At 33.5% G+C, this 21,196-nt stretch carries 22 protein-coding genes; 3 read left to right on the top strand and 19 right to left on the bottom strand.

What is annotated here, in order from left to right:
* Positions 1-40: 40 nt before the first annotated feature.
* Positions 41-331, top strand: a complete 291-nt coding sequence (locus RT037_RS05965; RefSeq protein ID WP_079668296.1) for an HU family DNA-binding protein — start codon at positions 41-43, stop codon at positions 329-331.
* A gap of 73 nt (positions 332-404) precedes the next feature.
* On the opposite strand, the gene RT037_RS05960 is transcribed toward RT037_RS05965, so the two are convergent.
* From RT037_RS05960 to RT037_RS05945, 4 genes are all read right to left on the bottom strand, one after another.
* On the bottom strand, positions 405-1,004 hold the full coding sequence (locus RT037_RS05960) for an acetyltransferase (protein ID WP_313028834.1): 600 nt from the start codon (positions 1,002-1,004) through the stop codon (positions 405-407).
* Positions 1,005-1,010: 6 nt separating this feature from the next.
* Positions 1,011-1,616, bottom strand: a complete 606-nt coding sequence (locus RT037_RS05955; protein ID WP_313028831.1) for a sugar transferase — start codon at positions 1,614-1,616, stop codon at positions 1,011-1,013.
* A gap of 80 nt (positions 1,617-1,696) precedes the next feature.
* The gene (locus RT037_RS05950) at positions 1,697-2,860 is read right to left on the bottom strand and encodes a glycosyltransferase family 4 protein (RefSeq protein WP_313028827.1); all 1,164 of its coding nucleotides are present in this window, start codon (positions 2,858-2,860) and stop codon (positions 1,697-1,699) included.
* A 181-nt stretch (positions 2,861-3,041) separates the two neighbouring features.
* Positions 3,042-3,686, bottom strand: a complete 645-nt coding sequence (locus RT037_RS05945; protein ID WP_313028824.1) for a DUF6266 family protein — start codon at positions 3,684-3,686, stop codon at positions 3,042-3,044.
* A gap of 313 nt (positions 3,687-3,999) precedes the next feature.
* On the opposite strand from RT037_RS05945, the gene RT037_RS13845 reads away from it, so the two are divergent.
* On the top strand, positions 4,000-4,284 hold the full coding sequence (locus RT037_RS13845; RefSeq protein WP_409529543.1) for a helix-turn-helix domain-containing protein: 285 nt from the start codon (positions 4,000-4,002) through the stop codon (positions 4,282-4,284).
* 250 nt (positions 4,285-4,534) lie between these two features.
* On the top strand, positions 4,535-5,080 hold the full coding sequence (locus RT037_RS05940) for a hypothetical protein (RefSeq protein WP_313028820.1): 546 nt from the start codon (positions 4,535-4,537) through the stop codon (positions 5,078-5,080).
* 177 nt (positions 5,081-5,257) lie between these two features.
* Here RT037_RS05940 and RT037_RS05935 read toward each other — a convergent pair whose 3' ends face one another.
* From RT037_RS05935 to RT037_RS05865, 15 genes are all read right to left on the bottom strand, one after another.
* Entirely contained in the window at positions 5,258-6,619 is a 1,362-nt protein-coding gene (locus RT037_RS05935) for a phenylacetate--CoA ligase family protein (protein ID WP_313028817.1), read from the bottom strand.
* Positions 6,619-7,758 carry a CapA family protein gene (locus RT037_RS05930; RefSeq protein WP_313028814.1) on the bottom strand — a complete coding sequence of 380 codons (1,140 nt, stop codon included), beginning with the start codon at positions 7,756-7,758 and terminating at the stop codon, positions 6,619-6,621. The genes RT037_RS05935 and RT037_RS05930 overlap by 1 nt, the downstream gene beginning before the upstream one ends.
* A 21-nt stretch (positions 7,759-7,779) precedes the next feature.
* The gene (locus RT037_RS05925) at positions 7,780-8,877 is read right to left on the bottom strand and encodes a glycosyltransferase (RefSeq protein WP_312323809.1); all 1,098 of its coding nucleotides are present in this window, start codon (positions 8,875-8,877) and stop codon (positions 7,780-7,782) included.
* Entirely contained in the window at positions 8,874-9,755 is an 882-nt protein-coding gene (locus RT037_RS05920; RefSeq protein ID WP_313028808.1) for a glycosyltransferase family 2 protein, read from the bottom strand. Before RT037_RS05920 ends, RT037_RS05925 begins: the two co-directional genes overlap by 4 nt.
* A 4-nt stretch (positions 9,756-9,759) precedes the next feature.
* Positions 9,760-10,854, bottom strand: coding sequence for an EpsG family protein (locus RT037_RS05915; RefSeq protein ID WP_409529542.1), 1,095 nt, complete (start codon positions 10,852-10,854; stop codon positions 9,760-9,762).
* Complete coding sequence (locus RT037_RS05910) at positions 10,847-11,962, bottom strand: glycosyltransferase family 4 protein (RefSeq protein WP_312323806.1); 1,116 nt, start codon at positions 11,960-11,962, stop codon at positions 10,847-10,849. The genes RT037_RS05915 and RT037_RS05910 overlap by 8 nt, the downstream gene beginning before the upstream one ends.
* Entirely contained in the window at positions 11,959-13,086 is a 1,128-nt protein-coding gene (locus tag RT037_RS05905; RefSeq protein ID WP_313028803.1) for an acyltransferase, read from the bottom strand. The genes RT037_RS05910 and RT037_RS05905 overlap by 4 nt, the downstream gene beginning before the upstream one ends.
* A complete protein-coding gene (locus tag RT037_RS05900; protein WP_313028800.1) occupies positions 13,079-14,167 on the bottom strand; it encodes a glycosyltransferase family 4 protein in 1,089 nt (362 codons plus the stop codon). Before RT037_RS05900 ends, RT037_RS05905 begins: the two co-directional genes overlap by 8 nt.
* The gene (locus RT037_RS05895) at positions 14,164-15,201 is read right to left on the bottom strand and encodes an acyltransferase family protein (RefSeq protein ID WP_313028798.1); all 1,038 of its coding nucleotides are present in this window, start codon (positions 15,199-15,201) and stop codon (positions 14,164-14,166) included. Before RT037_RS05895 ends, RT037_RS05900 begins: the two co-directional genes overlap by 4 nt.
* A 3-nt stretch (positions 15,202-15,204) precedes the next feature.
* Positions 15,205-16,077 carry a glycosyltransferase family 2 protein gene (locus RT037_RS05890; RefSeq protein WP_313028795.1) on the bottom strand — a complete coding sequence of 291 codons (873 nt, stop codon included), beginning with the start codon at positions 16,075-16,077 and terminating at the stop codon, positions 15,205-15,207.
* A complete protein-coding gene (locus tag RT037_RS05885; protein ID WP_313028793.1) occupies positions 16,078-16,926 on the bottom strand; it encodes a glycosyltransferase in 849 nt (282 codons plus the stop codon).
* A gap of 127 nt (positions 16,927-17,053) precedes the next feature.
* Positions 17,054-18,187 carry a glycosyltransferase gene (locus tag RT037_RS05880; protein WP_313028788.1) on the bottom strand — a complete coding sequence of 378 codons (1,134 nt, stop codon included), beginning with the start codon at positions 18,185-18,187 and terminating at the stop codon, positions 17,054-17,056.
* Entirely contained in the window at positions 18,184-19,281 is a 1,098-nt protein-coding gene (locus RT037_RS05875) for a polysaccharide pyruvyl transferase family protein (protein WP_313028785.1), read from the bottom strand. The genes RT037_RS05880 and RT037_RS05875 overlap by 4 nt, the downstream gene beginning before the upstream one ends.
* A 12-nt stretch (positions 19,282-19,293) precedes the next feature.
* Positions 19,294-20,232, bottom strand: coding sequence for a polysaccharide pyruvyl transferase family protein (locus RT037_RS05870; protein ID WP_313028784.1), 939 nt, complete (start codon positions 20,230-20,232; stop codon positions 19,294-19,296).
* A gap of 5 nt (positions 20,233-20,237) precedes the next feature.
* The gene (locus RT037_RS05865; RefSeq protein ID WP_313028782.1) at positions 20,238-21,194 is read right to left on the bottom strand and encodes a glycosyltransferase family 2 protein; all 957 of its coding nucleotides are present in this window, start codon (positions 21,192-21,194) and stop codon (positions 20,238-20,240) included.
* Between the last annotated feature and the right edge of the window lie 2 nt (positions 21,195-21,196).

Below are 21,196 nucleotides of genomic sequence, written 5' to 3'. Positions count from 1 at the left end.
TATATTTGCTATAACAACATAACTTTAATTAAATACAATTATGAACAAATCTGAATTAATCGATGCAATCGCAAAGGATGCAGAAATCACAAAAGTAGCTGCTAAGAAAGCACTAGAATCTTTCATCAGCAACGTTACAACCACTTTAAAAAAGAAAGAAGGTAAAGTTTCTTTAGTAGGATTCGGGACTTTCTCAGTATCTGAAAGAGCTGCTAGACAAGGTATCAACCCTGCAACTAAAAAACCAATCAAAATTGCTGCTAAGAAAGTTGCAAAGTTCAAAGCTGGTGCTGATCTAGCGACTGCTGTAGCTGGCGCTAAAAAGAAGTAATTCTTGATTCTTATACAGAATAAATCAAGGCTTCCCAGTGGGAAGCCTTGATTGTTTTATTTTGTTAGATAATTTAGTCTTGTCGGTATTTAATAATTCTAGCTGGATTGCCAACTACTACAGCATTATCAGGAATATCCTTTATCACCACACTTCCTGCACCGATCATACAGTTTTTCCCAATTTTTACACCTTGTATAACACAAGCTCCTATGCCTATTTGCGTTAACTCTCCCACTTCAACATTGCCTGCTAATGAAGCATTTGGAGAAATATGAACAAAATCTTCTAATATACAATCGTGATCTACCGCGGCATTCGTATTAATAATACAATGCTTTCCAATTTTGGAACAAGAATTAATACTTACCCCAGCCATCACAACGCTTCCAGCGCCAAGCTCCGCTCTTTTTGAAATCTGCGCGCTTGGATGAATTAATGTTTTAAAAACATAGTCCGATAGTTTATTTGCAATACTTTTTCTTGTTAGATTATTTCCAAGAGATACTGTTAGTTCAACATTTATAGGTACATGATGAATTATTGGGTAGCTCAATAAATTAAGTTTTGTTTGATCACCATCAATAAAGGCTTCAACAGGAATCTTCAATGCTTCTGCTATTTCTAAAACAACTTTACCGTGACCGCTAGCTCCGTACAAATATAAACTCATTTGCTATTAGTTTTTTCCGTTAAACGGTTCGATACTTACTTGACCTTCCTGTGAGATTCCTTCTCGTATCAAAACTTTTTTTATGGTTAGAAAAAAAATTTTACAGTCTAACAAGAAGTTAAGATTATCTACATATTCCACATCAAGCTCTAGCTTTTTGGTCCATGATATGGCATTACGACCATTGACCTGTGCCCAGCCCGTTATACCAGGTTTTATCTCGTGGCGACGTTTTTGTGTTTGGCTATACATCTCCAGATATTCGGGAAGAAGAGGTCTTGGACCAATGACACTCATATCAGCTTTGATAACATTAATCAGTTGGGGAATCTCATCCAAAGAGGTTTTTCGTACAATAGCACCTATTTTTGTTAAACGTTTTTTATCGGGTAGAAGTTGTCCATTGGCGTCCGTTTTATCATTCATGGTTTTGAATTTGATGATTTTGAAAATCTTCTCATTCTTGCCCGGACGTTTTTGAAAAAAGAAAGGCTTGCCCTGGTTGGCAAAATATAACCCAATTGTCACCAATAAAAATATTGGCAACAGTAGAATGAAGCCAATACTCGCTAAGACGAGGTCTAAAATTCTTTTTAGGAAATTCTTGTACAACTTTTTTTTATGTTTAGTTTCTAGTTTTTGTTTTAGTCAAAACGCCGGATTTTTAATTCCGAATTTATAATTCATAATTCCTAACTTTTAACTCCGAGTAAAGATTTATATTCTGTTAAAAGTGCATCCCAAACGCCTTGCTGTTGATAGCGATCAACAATCATAGGACGGGCATTTGTTTTTAAACTATTTAATAAAACTTGATCATTTAGCAGTTTTTGCATGGCTTCTGCTAAGACTTTTTTATTTTTAACAGGAATAATTAATCCGTTTTTATATTCAATAATAATTTCGTTACAACCATTAATATTGCTAACTATAGAAGCCAAACCCATGGCACCTGCCTGCATCACAACATTCGGGAAACCTTCTCTATAACTCGGAAAAGTTAAAATATCAGCTATCGCCAAATACGGTCGCACATCCGTTTGCCAGCCGACATTAATGATGTTAGAATTGGACTTTATTTTTTCCAAAGTTGAGGTTTGCAAAGGATCAAGCTCATCCTCAAATGTGCCCACTAATATTAGTTTTGTTGCTGTGTTATTTTTACCAATCTCATCAAAAGCTTCAATGAGTTCATTAAGACCTTTATCACCCACTAATCGTCCTACAAAAATAAAAACTTTGTCATCATCTTCAATTTTAAGGCTCTTTTTTAAGACCAATAAATCATTTTGATCAAGATTATCTTTATCAAAATAAGTCGTATCGATGCCATTAGAAGATCCATTAGCAATAACTTTCAACTTCGAGCTTGTTGTTAATTTATTTTCTAAAATAAAATCGGATAGACCTTTTGAGTTAGGATAGACATGCGTTGCAGCAGTATAGGTCAACTGCTCAACCAACATCAAAATCTTACGCTTTAGACCTTGCGCTTCCATCAGTGGCAGTCCCGCTACAGTGTGTAAACGATGAGGAACGCCTGCCAACTTTGCAGCCAACATGCTGACCAGTCCCGCCTTAGGTGTATGAGAATGGATTACATCAGGTCGCTCTGATTTTAGAAATCGGTACATTTTCCATAAAGCCTTAAGGTCCTGTACAGGTGTAATCTGACGTGTCATTTCGACAGGATAACTTTTAACGCCAAGCTTCTTACCGACCTCAACTAATGCTGACGCATCTGCTGACACCGCTGTTAGGTCGAAGTGCTGATCCATGAAGCTAAGTTGCTTACCCAGTAGCTTTTCTAAAGAAATAGGGACCGTTGTTACCCTTATAAGTTTTGGCTTTGACATGCTTTATAAAAACGGCTTAAAGGTATTAATTTTTGCACGATAAATAGAAAAAAGGATTCAGAAAAATAAATCTAGTATGCACCTTTTGAAGCTTTAAGTTTTGGTATAGGAAAGCTTGGGATTATTACTACTTGTACAACTAAAGACTTAAAAATCTGAATCCTTTACAGAAATCTAATGATTAAAGCAGTTGAACCTCACCAACATATACAGAGTTGGCTACCTCTGATGTATCTGCTGCTCTAAAACATATCCATACATGAACTTTTTGTCCTTGTAAATAAACCGGCACTTGAATAGAGACCGTAGTATCTATTCTTTTTGCCATGTTTTCCATAAAAATGGGCGTAATGGCATTATCCTGAAGGAACAAGACCTGTAGGTCGTCATTCTCTCTACTACTTCCTGCAGGTGCATTGTTATACCACTCTATTTCGAAACTACCCGCTGTAGTAGCGGACAAGTCAGTTGGAAGAGGTTGAAGAAGCGCACCTTTAGCAAAAGCTATTTCGGGATAAGAAGGTGTAATAGTCATATCAGTATAATTGACTTTGAAAGCCAGCAACAGATTATTCATTGCTAAGTTATAGCATGAGCGCAAACCTACTCTATACCCAAAGTGTTTGCAAGCAAATGCTGAATAGCCACCAATAAAGTCCAAACATTTTTTCATTCTTTGCTGAATGAGAGATTGTTTGTCCGATGGTTGATTCGTACGTCTACGAGGACGCATTCTGATCACTTCTGTACCTAAAACATTAGCTACAACTAAACGGCCTGTACGTCCGTTGGACCCTGATAATAGAGAGTCATTCAATTTTCCCATAATAAAAAGATTTAATGGTTATTGTAGTCCCAAAGTTATTTGCGTTGCGCTACATAATCAATAAAGTTGCCTAACATTGCCATAGTGTGCCAAGTTATGCCATACTGAGATGATACAGATGAATAGCAGATATTAATACAAGATGCATGTTCGATGTTTGTTCGTCCTTTCTTCGATGTTTGTTCGATTGATATTACGTCTAATTGCGGTGAATTTCGTTACAAGAATTTCAATAAAAAAAACATAAAAAGCTTTTGGAAATACTATAAAAATCACTAGCTTTATAAGACTAATAACCAATTCCACATTTCCCATGAAACCTAAACTATATTTTAGCGAGGGACAATATATGTCTTGGAACCAAATAGCAGAAGACATGATTACGAATTCCCTTAAAAATAATGATTGTATACAAAAGGATATGCTATTATCCGAAATAGAAGTATGTCAAATTTTACAAATCAGCCCTAGGACACTACGTAAATATCGACATGAGCATTTTTTCCGATACATTAAATTACATGGTAGGATTTATTTTTTGAAGGTCATGTTTTATCTTGATCTTTTAAAACTGAATGATGAAAGCTTAGACTACTAAAATTATGTATCATCAACACTGTTGCTTGATATGGCAAAATTCTTAAGCCTCATCAGAAGCGTTTATTTATTAAGAATCATCATGTCATAAACTTTCCGATAGACTGAAGTAGGATAAATGACAACAGCCACATAAAGCATGTCTCATCTCAGAGAGATATGTATAAATTTTTATTGTACTAATTTGTCATGTAAAAGAAATCTGAAAGTAATCATATAAAATATTATCTTAGTTCTTCAAAACAAACAATATGAAAAAACTTATCTTCGCAATATGTGCCGCTCTGCTACTTCAATCTTGTGTGGTTTCAACTGCTGCAAAAGCTGTAAAAGGTGTAGCTAAATTGGGTTACAAAACCGTAAAAGGAACTGTAAACGCAGCCAGCTGGTCAGTTAGCAAAGCGACAGGCAAAATAGATGAGGATCGTGTAGATGGCACCTGGAAGGTTGTTGGCGTGTACAAAGGCTCTTATGAACAGTTTCAGCAAGATCAAAACCGAGAAAGCACTTTCGAAAGCGAATGTGGCGATGCTTACGACCAAATTGTTTTTAAATCTAATAAATCCAAATTCAAACCTGTGCATTGTAGCGGACAAGATGAGGATTGGATAACATATGATTTCGAATTCGGAAAAAATCCTATCACAAAGGAGAAAGAAAACTACATCGAATATAACTCTAACAACTACATTTCGGTGATTGATGTTAACAACAAAACGATGGTTTTAGAAGGTAACTTAATGCCAAAATTATCTTTCTCTGGTGCGCGATTGTATCTTTTGGAGAAGGTGAAATAGTTATTTGACACTACGACTTCGCTTAGCGACCGCACATATGTCATCCTAAAGATATATGAGTCGAGCCGAAGTTCTGTATAGGTTTACAGGAGTCTCTCAATACCAAAATCAATTAATAGACGATCTAAATAGTTTAAAAAAAAATACACCCCTTTTTAGATAAAAAATAAGGTCACTTTAAAGCAAATGTTTTATATTATTCTTTACAATTCTATATTTACCGCTTTTTTCAACAGGAATATCTTGCACAATTTGCAAATCAATAGCCATTTGCGACCCTACCCGAGCACGCCAATTTGACATAAACACTTCTTCAACTTTAGGAGTAAAGCTATGATCAACTACTATCAAAATACTTATTGCATTTAGCTCATCTTGAACTGCTTGAAATCTCAATATACCTTTTGTATCTTTAAGCGTGTTAGATACATTGCCGAGGTTAATTTTTCCAGTTTCTGGTGAATAGATATAGTCATCAATACGCCCTAAAATCTGTTTAACCATAGGGTTGTTATTACCGCAACCGCAAATTTTATCTTGATTATCTAGTATGATAGAATCTCCAATATCATAGCGTATCAACGGAGTGCCTTCCGTTGTAAAACTTGTAACAACTAGCTTCCCTTCATTTGATGGTTGGTTATTATCATCCAAAACCTCGAAAACCCCACTTTGTAATTCCAAATGTAAACTTCCTTCTTGACATTCAAAAATGAAAGGTGCGCCTTCTGAAGATGCATATTGGTTGAGCATTTTCGTTTTGAAAAATCCTTCAATATTCAGTCTCATTTCCTCGGTAATGCTTTCGGCAGTAGGGAAAATAGCTTTAACAGTCTTTGCAGGAAAAGTATAACCATGATTAATACCATACTTCGCTATTTCTAGAATTGTTGAAGGAAAGCCAACCATATACTCTGGTTGATACTTAATGAGATCTTCAACATAAAACTTTAAATAACTTTCTTTAATATGAAACGTTGAATAATAACGTACTTTATGTAATAAATCCGTCTTCCAAAATCTATTTTTTGAGATATCGGTAGAGGTTAGCAAGTCCTTACCAGAAAACCAAGCCGTTTTCCTACCAAGCTTATAACCAAATCTTCCGCGAAAATCGTCTAACATCGCAAAGCGTTCTTGCATACTATCAGCGGTAAACAATACTTCTAAAGATTTCCCCGTAGTGCCACCTGTTTTAGAAACTATAGCATCTTTTTTAGAAATAGTCACGACCTCCTCTATACTTTGTCGAAGATGTTCTTTTTTTAAAATCGGGAGCTGGCTAATGTCTGCCAATTCAACAAGCTCATAATTCTTATAGAACCTACTACTGTTTTTTGAAAAAGATAAAAATGTAGCAAAGCGTTCTTTCTGAATAGCTTCTAAGTCTTCTCTTGACAGTGTTCTATTGGCTTTAAACTTATTAAGATAATATTGATACTTGCCACCATAGCGTTCTTTATAAGCCAATATATTAAAGAGGCTTATTAATAATCCTTGCAAAACATCAGGTAGTATTTTATAAATTTTATCTTTCATTATTTTTCTAATTCTGTTGATAAAACGTCAGTCATTATTTCGCGATGCGCTTCACATCTTAGCAAATTAAGCAATAGCACTTGGTGCTCTTTGGAATGAAGGAAAGCTTTTGGAATAAAATTCCTTTTTATCAATTCCCTTATATATTTATTCTGAATAAGTAAATTTGATTTGTAATTTACTTTTTCTTTTTCTACATAGTTACGCCATTCTTTTAACAATAATTCCTCATTATTAATTATTACATTAAGATCATTAAGTTTTCCGTGAAACGCTTCAGACTCTTCATCATTCAACAGACGAATTGTAGGATCTTCTTCTCGTCCTTGCTTATAGGCTATAATCTCGAAATCCAACTTCTCAGCAGACAAATCAAAAATAACTGCATAAGCTTCGGTCCACATTCCTTTTTGATACTTTTTCTTATAATCAAAAATAAAATTCCCTAAACTGTAAAAAATTGGTTTTTCTTGATAATATTCAAAACCACTATAACAATGAGGATGGTGCGCTACCACAGCATCAGCACCACAGTCAATAAAAAAACGATAGCGCTGCTTGGTTTTTGGACTCGGTAACTGATAATGTTCTCGACCACCATGTACTATGACCAATAAATAATCACATTTTTCTTTTGCATCTTTAATGTCATAAGAATTTTGGATAGGATCTAGTGGGTTAGCTCCAGGAGATTCGCCGTAAGTATTACCAAATTCGTTCTCAGCTACATTATAGAATCCAATTTTAAGATCTCCATGCTTAATAAAAAATGCTTTTTTAGCCTCATCAAGATTTTTTCCTGCTCCCACTGTAGCGATATTATTCTGATGACATAATTTTATACTGTCCATTACCCCATTACCGCCATAATCTAATATATGGTTATTGGCAAGTGTAACGAGGTTAAATCCTCCTTTTTTAAGAAGTTTTATAGAATCAGGCGTTGACTTAATAGCAGCGCCAGACTTTATGATAGCTTTGTCGCTTGTTGTCAGAGGGCATTCAAGATTTGTGACAGCATAGTCTACATCTTGAAGAATTGGTAACATATCGTTATAAACATCCTCCATTCTATCTTCTTCAATAAAGGACTGAATTCTATTAATGGGGCAAAAGTCGCCTGATATAAAGATTTTCATAGTTATGTAAGCTTCCTAATATTATCTGTTAAGAGATATTTTATACAAATTTAAATATTTATCGACCATAATCTGAATATCAAACTTTTGCACATGCGCAAGTCCTTTTGAGATGAGGTTATTTCTATAATAAGAATCTGTCTTTATCTTCGTAATTTTTGAAGCTAAGCTATACTCATCGCCTGCCTCAAACAAAAATCCAGAATCAGGTACGATGTCATTGACACCTTCAACATCTGAACCTATGAATGGTTTTCCCGAAGCTAAGGACTCTAATGCTACCCCTGACAATCCTTCTTTTCTAGTTGATAAAACATTTAGATCAACTAAACTCATCAATTTATAAACATCCTGGCGCAGGCCAAGAAAAAAGCATCTGTTTTCAATTTTTAACTTTATTGCCTCATTTATAATATTGTCACAATTAGGCCCTTCTCCTGCGAAATATAGACAGACATCATCGTCCAGTAGCGCTAGGGCTTTTAATAAAGTCAATTGGTCTTTAGCAATAAAATCAAATCGTCCCACCATCAAAATATTAAATTTTGACTTGTCAATGTACTCATAATCTCCATCATCAAAGATCTGTTGCTGAGCACGAATTTCTGACAAATTCACACCGTTGTTAATTGTCACTATATTAGGATGCTGTAGCCAATTTTTGAAGACTACATTAACCATTTCTGTAATAGCAATAATAGATTTGTAACGACTATATATATAGCGTTCAAGTCCTTTTAAATATGCTCTTCTGTTACGCGAATTATAAACCGAATGTTCAGTTTTTATAAAAATTGTTTTTTTTGGCACAAAAAAGCTAGCGATTGCCAACCAGTATTGTGTTGGGAAGAGATGTGCATGTACGACATCGTATTTCTCCCTCCTTATTAATCTAATAATTTCAGGAATTTGAATGATATCAAAAACATTTCTTTTCAGATTAATTATAGGAATATTGGCTTTTCTTATTGCGTGTTCAAATTTATCAACATTTTTTTCTGAACTGGAAAGAAGGAGACTGACCTCATGTCCTTTTTCTTTCATAAGAGGTAAAATATCTGAAAGCAACTTTTCTGCACCACCAGATCCCAGGTTATTAATGTAATGTAAAATTTTCATCGTTTTATAAGCAGATATAAGTATAATAAAAAACCGAAGGGTAGCAGAAAAAAGCTTAATACCTTATATTGGTTATCTCGAAATGTTACATTAATATCCTTAGTGATGAATAACAACGCACCAAGATGTACACAATATTTTATAATTTCTTTTTTTGATTTTGTATAATTTAATTTTAGCTTTCGAGCGTATGCAAAACCTTTTGGAGACTGAAAGTATTGTTTAAAAATAGTATTACTCGATCCTCCCTCTTGATATTCAACTATACATATCACTTCGTTGAAAAAGGCGAAAGGAAGCTTTTCCCCCATTATCATATATAAAATCCCCAAAGGAACTAACTTTTCATTTTTATACTCTGGATATTTAGGAAAATCTTTAAGAAGAGCCGTTCTCAAAATAAACTTTTTATCGCCGTATGCATTATACTTATCATAAACATCGAAATACGATCCAAACTCTACGTTTTCCGGTAACTTTCTGCCAATTAGTCTTCCGCTAATATCTGCATCTAATCCTATAATACCCGATACATTGTTTTTATCAATTATAGTATTCCATTTACAAATAATCTTTTCGACTGCATCACCTGGCATGTAATCATCGGAATCTATACATACGTTAAGCTCTGTATTAATTAAAGAATATGCTAGGTTATGTCCAGTGTGCATACCTCCATTTTCTTTATAGTAATATTGGATTTCAAAATCAGCTTCGTTACGCCATATTTCAACTATAGATTTTGTATTATCCTTTGATCCATCATCAATAATCATCCAAACAAAATCTTTACAACTTTGATAACAAAGACTTTCATACAACTTAGGAAGCAGATGTGCCCTATTATACGACGGGGTAAAAACAGTAATACTTTTCATTGAATTACAAAATAACATTCATAAAATAGGTAAACATAAAATACAAAAATATAATAACTCCAAAAATCTTATACTGATTATCCCAAATCTTATAACGAAACATTGGGTAAGCAATAACGGCGGGCATCAAAAACCAGGATAGATAGGCGAAGCGATTGCTAAAAGCCGCCGTAATCACCAGAATCCAAAAGGCATTTGCTATACAGTATGTCCCAAAAAGATGGATATAAAATTTATCTGTAATTTTCTTTTTAAAAATAAAGTACCAACCCGCAACTACCGCAGAGGCGCTGTATAATAAAAAGTCCCAACGGAATCCTGTCTGAGAAAACTGATCATTATAATCTTCTGAACCTCCAGTTAAATAACCCTGTGTCCGATCTTCTGCAAAACCGAGATTAGCAAAAAAAGTTGACCAAGCGGATCCTCCTGCTACGGATAAAGGAATTGCTAGCAACCAAATTACCAAATACGCTTTCGGGTTTTTATATAAACCTGACACAATAAAAGCTGCTATTGGAATAACTAATGAAGCATGCATGAAATACGACACGCCAAATAAAGCATACATCAACCACTTGCGTTGGTAAAACACCAAAGCTAGTAAGAACATGGATGTACCCAAGCCATTTCTCACCCCATTAACCCCATAAGCCCAAAACGAAAAGGATACCATAAACATAAACATGGCAAAAAACCAGTAGTTTCCAAAATATTTCTTTGAAAACAAATAACATGGTACCATATATAGGACAGAACATAATTGCAAAAAACCATGGATACTCATGATTTTGCTACAATATAACATCATATAATTGAACAGATAATCTTTTTCGATCTTAAAGCTTTCACCAGACAGCATAATCTTATAAGCCTTATTATAATTCACTGTATCACCAAAACGGTAATTAATCTGACGTTGCCCCATATACAGAATCATAAAAACAGTAAGAGAGACCCCTAATATTTGAAAAAATTGAAGACTTTGCTGGTCTCTAACATCATAAACCCACGAGTTAGCTATTATTATCAGGAGTACCAATAATAGAATATTATATTGTATCGCGATGTAAAATTCTACTGGGATCCAATCAAACATTTGGCAAATTTAATAAAGTTTGCCATTGTTTCATGACTTTGGATGTTGTAAAGCGAAGATAATTGTCTTTGGCTAATTTCTGAATACGTTGCCGCTCGTCAGGATTACGCATCATGGTTTTTAGTTCTGTAGCTAATGCTTCAACATCTTTATGTTTAGCCAAAATACCATCTTCGCCATTATCGATTATATGACGAGGTCCGTTGGGACAGTCGTAACTCACAATGGGTAAGCCGATCGATAAAGCTTCCAATAAAACCATGGGAAAACATTCGGTTTCGGAGGTCATGGCGTAGATACTATATTGTGACATTTGCTCCAACATATTTTCTGTACTTCCTTTGAAATGGATCACATTTTGTAAACCAGCTTCTTCTAGTTGCTCTTCTAGTTTCGTTTGTGTTCTTAAATAATCTTCGCCATAGATGTCCAACTGCCAATCGGGAAATTCTTGATACACAAATCCCCAAGCTTTTATTAAATCAGCAAAATTTTTAACTGGTGAAATGCGCCCAGCAGCCACCACTTTTTTTGCCGATGTATCCGCCAATAAATTAGATATTTTAACCGGATTTGGGATTACTACCGCATTATTGGTTTTCACATAGCTGGCTTCATCAGGATTAAGAACTACGATTGCGTTATATTTTTTTTCGATCCAATCATTAAACTTAAATCTTATTTTTTTTAAGACACTAGCATCTTCTCGTTGTTTAGCTTCATAGAATCTTGAACTGTGACGTTCTTTAATCAATTTCGATTTTTGTTTTATAAAAGGCAACCAATAATGATCAAAATTAAAATTAGGCGAAATAATAATATCGGGTTGCAAATCCTTGAATAGTTGCTTTTGTTTTTTATAATGCACCCAAGCTTTTTTTAAATTTTCAAATGAAAAATAAGACTTGCTTCTATCGTAGTTAACACCAAAATCTACTAATCGAACTCGCTCATCTAATGTATATCGCGGAGGTAAATTCTGTTGCTCGGTAGTTACAATAAAAACCTCAACATCAGATAAATTTGCCCAATAATTGACTTTGGTAGCCATCACTTTCTCAATGCCACCATGCATGTGGATTTGGTCTGTATTAATTAGAACTTTCATATCTTATTCCTTGAATCATTAGAGCTATGTATAATTGCAAAATTTTCTTTTAGTTTTATAAATCTTTTTTCAAAAACCTCATAGCTAATGACAGCAATTCCTATTGTAGCAAACACCACCACGCCAAAAATAACAACTAGCTTTGCTAGTTCATTTTCTATGCTTGCAAATAAATTCATCTTTGCAAATAAAAATAATAATAAAGGATGATAAATATAGATACCATAAGAGTATTTACCTAATAAATTACTTAGTTTAAATTCTAAGTTGATAATTTTGGTACTTGCAGAAATTTGTCCAACTATTATAATTCCAGTAGCCAAAGTCATAAACTCTAGAGAAACAATAGAGTTTACGATTTCAAAGTTAATAAAATGTATGACTACTATTATCCAAGCGAATAATTGCACAAAGAGGTTTTCAATACACAATCGTAAATAAGGTTTATAAATTACTATTATTGCGCATATCGCTCCAAAAATCATGCAGTCAAATCTATTAACTGTAAAAAAAACTGTAAAAAGACGAAACGGAAAAAACATCCACAAAAGCAATCTAATTACCACCGAAATGAAGAATATGACGAGTAAATACTTAAAAAATGTATCGATGTTTAATTTTTTGAATAAATGTGGCCAAAAAAGATAAAATTGTTCCTCGACTGCTATTGACCACAAATGATCACATGCAGGTAATGCTTTTTCAATTATAAAAGGAATATTAGCCAAAATGAAAACATAAAACCCTAAAATACCAACGCTAGGTATTTGATCCGAAAATAATATTATGCTAGCAATGCTTATACCTAAATAGAAATAATAAAGTGGCCAAATTCTTAAAATTCTCCTTTTGTAGAATTTCTTTATATCGACCTGATTAGTCTTTTCTTTTTCTTTAAACAATAAAAAAGTAATAAGAAAACCACTCAAAACAAAAAACATAGTAACGCCCTGCTCACCAAGATTCCATCCTCTAGCATTTGAATTTTTAAATCCAAATAAAGAGTAATTATTTACACCAAAGTGTTTTAAGGACAAATTAATATGACTAAACAAAACACCAATAGCAGCAATCGCTCTGATACCATTTAATCCTTTTAGATATACAACAGGCTCCTTAATCATTGTTAATAGTTTTTAAAAACAATTCATTCCATTGTTTTACAATTCTTTCCGGCAAATATTTTTGAACATTTTCCTTTGCTCGTATTCCCATTTTTTTTCGAAGCTCTTCATCAGAAATTAAAGCCATTATTTTTTCTGCAAGCTCCGTGGTATTATCTTTTGCGACTAAGAAACCGTCAACGCTATCGCTAATAATGTCAGATGGACCATAATCACAATCAAAAGACACGCAAGGGACACCACAAGCCATAGCTTCTGTGAGTACCATTCCAAAACCTTCGAAACGAGAAGACATTACATAAATAGAACTTTGAAGGTATTTTTGTTCAATATCTTTAGCTGGGGGAAAGAAAAAAACATTGTTTTCTAGTTCATTAGTATTTAAATAGTTGAGATTTTCTTTACCATATAAATGTAACTGCCAATCAGAAAACTGTTCATGTACGATTTGCCAAGCTTTTATTAACAAATCTTGGCCTTTTTGGTAAGAAATTTTTCCTACACAAATAATAATTTTATCGTCAAGATTTGAAGACTCATCCGGAAAAAAAGATAAAGGGTTGGAGATAACATCGATGTTCATTAGACTTGTCCATTCTTTTTTATTTCCATCCGTTAATACAATAAAGCGGTCATATTTTTTTGCTAAATGTGACATTAACAACCACTTACCTTTCGTCATAATCTTTTTTATAGATCCATCTTTATCATTGGCTTCAATTAATTTAGAAACGTGTCGCTCGTAAATCCATTTGGCATTTGTTTTAATGATGGTTGGTAAGAAAAAACCTTTGAGACCATCATCACAAACCAAAATAATATCTGGATTAATTTTAGTTACTACATTCTGAATCCCTGTTTTATACTTAAAAAAATAAGAAATTGGATTGCCTCCAACATCAATAGAATGAAATTGAATCTTTTCACTAAAAGAATAAAAGCGATTTTGGTCACTATGATTTAATACCAAGATATGAACTTCATAACCTAACTCATCAGCAAGATAAGACGCTTTAATAGAAAGCACCCGCTCGAGTCCGCCAGAGCCGTTAATCCCGTTGGTGATGTAAACTAACTTCATATTAACTTTAATAAAGGTTTACTAATCAAATTGATAAAATACGAAGATACGATACAGACTGTTAATAAAATTATAAATATGAAAGGAACGTAATGAAAACTATAAACAAAATCGGAGAAAAAAATCAGATAAAAGAACATGTGGACTAGCCAAATATTAGTAGCGTGCGGTTCAAAAAATCTTAAAGCTTTTGACAAAAACACTGGCATATCTAGTTGCAGATATAAAAAAATAAAAGCAAGTCCTAAGAAAGAAGCTATTATAAAGCTAGGAACAAGAGCATGAATAACAACCAGACCTGAGATGAGAACAATAACAAAAATATTTTTGCCAGGTAGGCTTTTGAAAACTTGACTTGTACGGTTATGCCATTGATATTCTAAAGCAAAAGCACCCATCATAAACTGAAACAAAGTACAAAAATATAATGCGAGCTGTCGATGTCCCCAATTAAGCAAAGCCGAATCAAAAAGATCATTTTTATATACTCTAAAATAAAAAGCACCGAAATACAATACCAGTAAAACTATAAAGTAGGTGTATGGATTTACCCTATCAAAAAGCTGAAACCAAAATTTTGAAGTAAGTATAAAAAATACGTAAGTCGTAAAAAACCACCAAGCGCCATTATAAGACATTTGTAATCCTGATAAGTTACCAATTATCTTCCAAAAACTACCAGGATATACTGTTGGATTAAGCAGTAATCCCAAAATAACTGGAAACAACAATATAATAATCCACAAAATGAGATATAGTTTTTTAAGTCTCAGTTTGTTAGATGATTTATACTGGTCTGGTCCACTTTTGTACTTAAAATACAAACCATAACCACTTACGAATGCAAAGATTGGGACGCAAGCATCACAAAACAAAGACAAATAATAAGACAGAGGCTGCGATCCAATAAAAATGAGGGGGCGGAACAAGCCATCGGGGTTACGATTAAATAAATGCAAAAATAGCATCATAAGAATCGCAATGCTTTTTAGTTGGTTAGATTGTGTGATGGAGATTTGTGCCTTTTTGGACATATATTAATGCTTTCTTTTCGTGGGGTTAAAGTACTGCTTTTTAATATAAATGAGTATATAATATTTAATGAAATATAAAGATTCTATTACATTTTTAGAATTATAATAAGCAGTCATTTTTTTTCTTAAATCCTTAAGTTCATAATCATAAGACTCTTGCCAGGCAAGATCGACTTTTGATTCGAGCACCAGAGACTTAATTTTGCGTAAGGCGTTAAGAGTCTTGCGTGGCGAACGATTAGAGATTCTATCGTCCGAATGCTCATACATGATATAGGACTCTGTGTTGAGGCATAGGACTTTCAGATTATTCATCAAGGCTTTAATCATAAAATAACGATCCTGAAAACGTTCTATGTCATCAAAACCATTTATCTTAATAAAAGAGTCTTTCCTAATACAGAGCATTGGCGTAAAAAAATTTCCTCTTAATATGAAATTCTTCAAATCACCAACTTCAGGAAAATTTGAGGTAGCTGTAATGTAGCTTTTACTACTAGTATTATAACGTCTAAGCCCAGACAAACAAGCATCCAAATATTGATTCTCTTCGAGAATGGACACCTGTAATTGAAGTTTATTGAAAAGAAACTCATCATCATCATCCAAAAAGAAAAGATACCTTCCTTTAGCCATCGCAGCACCCTTATTGCGCGCGATACAAGCGCCACTATTCTTACTAAGGGAAATATAATGTATATCTTCAAACGACTTGACAACCGCTTCTGTTTTGCTTTGCATGTCAGAACCGGCACCGTTATCATCGACCACTATTATTTCGTAGTCTCCCACAAAGTCTTGTCTAACACAACTTTGGATAGCTCGTCTAACCAAATTCGGTCGTCGATAAGTCGTTATTATGATTGAAGCTAACATTTATTTAAACAAATTTATAATAGCTATTTTAAAATCAACAAAACTACTTACATGAAATAAAGCTAAAACAGTGTAAGCTTTATTAGTGCGTCCCAGATCTACTAAACTATTAAAATAACATTTTTTGGAAATTGGTTCCTTATTAATACTATATAGCTCTTTATAAATATGATAGTGTAATTGATCAATCTCCTGCTGAGACAAAGTGCTAAAAATACCTGCGTTGTGTGTATTGTATTGTCCCAAAACTTCATTAATATAAAAAGCATCACCTAATCTAAGCAGGTGATATACCAAATGTATATCTCGCGAATTATTGTATTGCTGTAATTGCCGATAATCCAACAAACCATTGCGAAAGACCAGGGTCAAGGTTTTTGTCTTCCAGACATAGGGAAAATCTTTCAATTTAAAAAAAAAACTGCTTCCCAGTAATTGTGGTACATCGTCCTTCAAATAGCCGCCGCTCACAAGGATACAATTTTTATACTTATTTAATACTTCAACTTGCTTGTTAAGCTTATGCGGATTAGTCCAAAAATCATCACCTTCACATAAGGCTATGTATTTTCCTTTCGCTCTTGAAAAGTTGTATTGACTATTGATTGCATGCACACCTTTTGACCATTGATTTTCCTTTTGAAATATTGGCTTTATGAGATTGGGATATCTTTTTTGATAATTTTTTATAATCTCTTGTGTACCATCAGTAGATGCGTCATCATGTATTAATATTTCAATACTCAAGTCTCCTTGCTGTGCAATAAACCCATCAAGACATCTCTCAATAAAAGACACATGATTATACGTTATGCAACAAATAGAGATGTCGATAGAATAATTATCCATAAATAAAACGCCAAGTTAGATTATGTTAGACTTTACTAAGTAGTAAGAAGAAAAATATTAATTATTACTGCAATTTAACATATTATAAAAACAGTTCAATAACAAATATGCTTTTTTTTTAAAATTTTTAGACATCAAATAAGTTTTCAATTTGTGCTAAACTTGTTTCTTTATGTTGATTGGTTAATGAAGCCAAGTTATTGACTAATTTTTCCCGTAACTTCTCATCTCGTATAAGTCGCTCAATAGCTTCTGCAATGGTTGATGCATTCATTTCTACTATCAATCCGGTTTCTCCATCTTTTAGGATCCCGTGTGCAGTAGGGAAATTGGTACAAACAATGGGTTTATTCAGAATTGATGCTTCGATAACCGTTAAGCCTAATCCTTCAAACATCGAAGTTTGCACATAAATATCACATGCCTTCATGTAAGGATAAGGATTTGGATCGGCTCCTAGTAGATAAAAGTTTGCTGTCAGATTTGAGCTCTGTATTTTCTCCTCTAAAGATGCTCTTTCATTTCCTTCACCAACAACATACCATTGTATGGGATAGTTTTTATCAACTAAAATCTTACATGCATCTACCGCTAAATCAAATGCTTTATACTCAACCAAACGTCCAACGGATACAATATTGATTTTAGTACCATCAAAATCTATTTTCAAATCTTGATTCGCTTGTTGCTCAATAATCTTAGAGTCAGAAATGTCTTTAATGACTTCGATATCCAATAGCTTTCCAACATTTTGTAAACTAGATTTTAAACTTTGTTCAGCTTGTGGAGACACCGTAATAACTTTGTCATAATCTTTGTAAAAAGGGTAATCAAAACCAATGGCATAACCTGCCTTTTGATAATCGGTATTGAGCCAAGCATATTTGATATTTGCCTGAACAAAATCATGCACAAAATATGTTGCGAAACCTTGATTATAAGCGATTGCAATGTCATATTCTTTTTCCAGTCGTAAAAAATACTTTTTAACCAAAGGCCAAAATACTTGTGCATGGTGTCTTTTGGAACCAATCTTTCGCTGCAATGCATACACGAAACGATCTTTTAAAGAAAATGTGGGAAATGCGATATCAATTTGATTAACTTCTTCTGGAACCATATCCCTAAAGAAGCCACCAGAATGAAAAGTAATGAGGTCAACTTTGTATTGCGAATAATCTAAATTCTGCAATAAAGTTACTAAACTCTTTTCCGCACCTCCTAAATGCAATGATTCTATGACAAAAACAAGGCTTCTCATGATTGGATAGCATTTAGCAAAAATTCTTTGGAACGCTTAATATGATATTGTTTGCTCATTTTTAAATCTGAAAAGTTTATAGAATCTAATCTAGCGTATTCTTCTTTAGTAGAAATCAATCGCTTTTCCAAGCTGAATAAAGCCAACAAATCGCGCATTCGTGTATTAATTTTCTCACTTCGATTAACCACAACAATTTGCTTTTCGAAAATAAGCGAGAAAGCAACCGCATGGAAAGAGTTGGTGATGGTATATTGCGAATAATAAACTAAGGATAAAAACTTCTCCGGACCTTCTAAATAGAAGTTTTTATCGGCATAATCAATATTCTGATTAACGGTGTAAATTTTACATTTCAGTTTTTTCTTCAACTCCAAAGCAATCTCTTTAATCAATGGATTAGAATCAAAATCGTAAATAAAAATAAATTGGTCTTCTATAGGTTTTACAAAAGTCTGTTGCCAAAAATCGGCGTCCAATAGAAACACAGGATCTAAAACTTGAACTGCATTTGTGATTCCTAAATTCTGTAAAATACGCAATCCCGAAGTTTCGCGTACCCCGACTTCATCAAAAGTAGCGACATTATCTCTTACAAGTGGTTGAATCTCTTCCGCCACTTCATCAATAGCAAAAGAGGCTGCATAAGCAATCTTCTTTTTGTCATTGGGCACAAAATTGAGATAGAAAGCTGGATCTTTTCCGTTCTGGAAGAAGGAATTCCAAATTTGGTCACTTCCACAAATATAGATATCAGCTTGTGGTAGATTATTTTTTAACGCCTCATTTGATTGATACAAAGTGGAATCAGTTGGGATATAAGCTTTATGAAAAGCATCAAAGTGGTCTCTACGTTGTAAAGCTTTCAGCCTTCCAGGAAGTTTAGCTAGCAAATACAGTTGTTTGACAAGCGGTAAATTAAATTTAGGATTACTGATGCCCCACAAATTAAAATGTTGCGAAAGATATGGTGGTTTATAATGAATTACTTGTGCATCATGCCCAGCATCATTTAGAAAACGCAACAACGCATACTCTTGCAAAGAAGCGCCATGATTGTAAACTTCGTGACAAGTAATGGTTTTAATTTGCATAATAATATTCCTTTAAGATCTCGCTTCTAATAAATATTCAAATGATTCCCGCAAAGTATAAGGGAATGCATTTAATAAATTTAATTGTATTTCTCTAATTATTTCCTCAGAAGGTATGCGACTGGGTTGTTGAATCTCATGTATAATCTTGAAGTTTTCATCGATGGACTTAGAAAGATTATTAACATCAATTGGTTTGTAAACGTCTATAGCTACTGATGAAAAATAATCACTAAACTTTATATCATCACCCCATAATTTCAAAGTCTGATCAGAGCACCATATTGATGGAATTCCGTATGCATGGGATACTATAATACCATGTAGAGATGTTGATAAAGTGATTTCACAAGAATTTATTTCTTCCAAAATTTTTTCAATTGGATCTAATAAATTAATAATTAATATATCATCGGATCCATACTTCTGAAAATTTTCAAAGTGAATAAAATGAGGTATTAATCCCATTTTATACTTCTTCTCTTTTTTCTTAGCTTGATAAATTAAAGGGAGAAGTATTGCAGGATCTCCAATCACATTGGGAACATGATAACCAAGTTCTCTTAATCTTTTTTGACTAAACTTACCTCGGACTGCTCTGAAATCAGCATTTGCAAAATAATTATCTGATGCAATAATACCACTACCCCACACAATCGCATTACTAGATTTAATCGTTTGCAATACAGATCCTATTGCAATTAAGACTTTCGGTCTATTAAGAAAATAAAAATACAGATTCATGAAATATTCATTAATCTTCATTTCACCATTCAATAAGGCAGCAGATATTGATTTAACAAAAAAAAATCTACTATATCCAAAATAGTGAATATTAACAAACCTCACTTTTGCATTTGAAATTTTTTCTACAATATAGGGGTTTAGTGCGTCGCCAAAATTACCATGTCCATCTTTATGTTTATACCAAAACAGGTTGATTTTATTCATAAAAATTATTTTTCCTTACTTTTAAGAAATCTATACAATTTGGATATAGCATGTTTTTTCATTGAATAAGTAAGCATTTTAATATTACAATACAGTTTAAAATTCTTAATTAAATAGTAAGCCTCATAATTGTTTAACTGACCAGACGAAATTAAATTATATGCTCTTAGTTTTTTTGACTCTTTAAATTCATTATCGAAAATATAATTACTACTTTTATTAAGGATGTCCAAACCAGTCCAATTTTGCAACTGCCTCTCTAGAAATCGAGAATCTTTTTTGAATAATACCTTGGAAATTGATGAGCTACTAGCGACACGATATACAGACATATATTGTGGAATATAATATAGTCCATTTGGAATTGAATAATATATTTGTAGTGTAGAATGCCCTCCTAGAAGTTTTTCTATAATAAGTTGAACTTCATCTGTATATTGATTTCTAAACATAATTGATTGAAAAGGAGCGGTTGAAGCATAATTCTTAATAACTTCTGCTGCTGAAATTATTTTTTCAAAACATCCCCAATATCCATACTGATCTTCTTTAACAGCATCTTCATATCTTCGATATGATGGATGAGAGCAAATATTAATTTCTAGATTCGTGTCCAATACATCTACTTGTTTTTGGAGTTTCATCGGATCTATCCAGTAATCATCACCTTCACAAAGGGCGATGTACCTGCCCGTCGCCTGTTCCAGTGCCCAGTTAAAATTAGGCATCATTCCTTTGTTGGTTTCATGGCGGGTGTATTTTATTTCAAAATTATCAGGGACTGGATGCGCTGCAAAGTACTTCTTCACCACCTGGTCCGTATTATCCGGAGAGTTGTCATTGGCAATAATGAATTCCACCGGACCATCGTATTGCTGCATCAAGACACCGTCCAGAGTATCCGTAATATACTTTTCGTGACCGTAGGTGATGGTAACTACACTTACTTTAGGATGTTCCATTT

The sequence above is a fragment of the Soonwooa sp. genome (assembly GCF_032062245.1).
Classification (GTDB): Bacteria; Bacteroidota; Bacteroidia; order Flavobacteriales; family Weeksellaceae; genus Soonwooa.
This window is presented reverse-complemented; position numbering and strand designations above follow the sequence as displayed.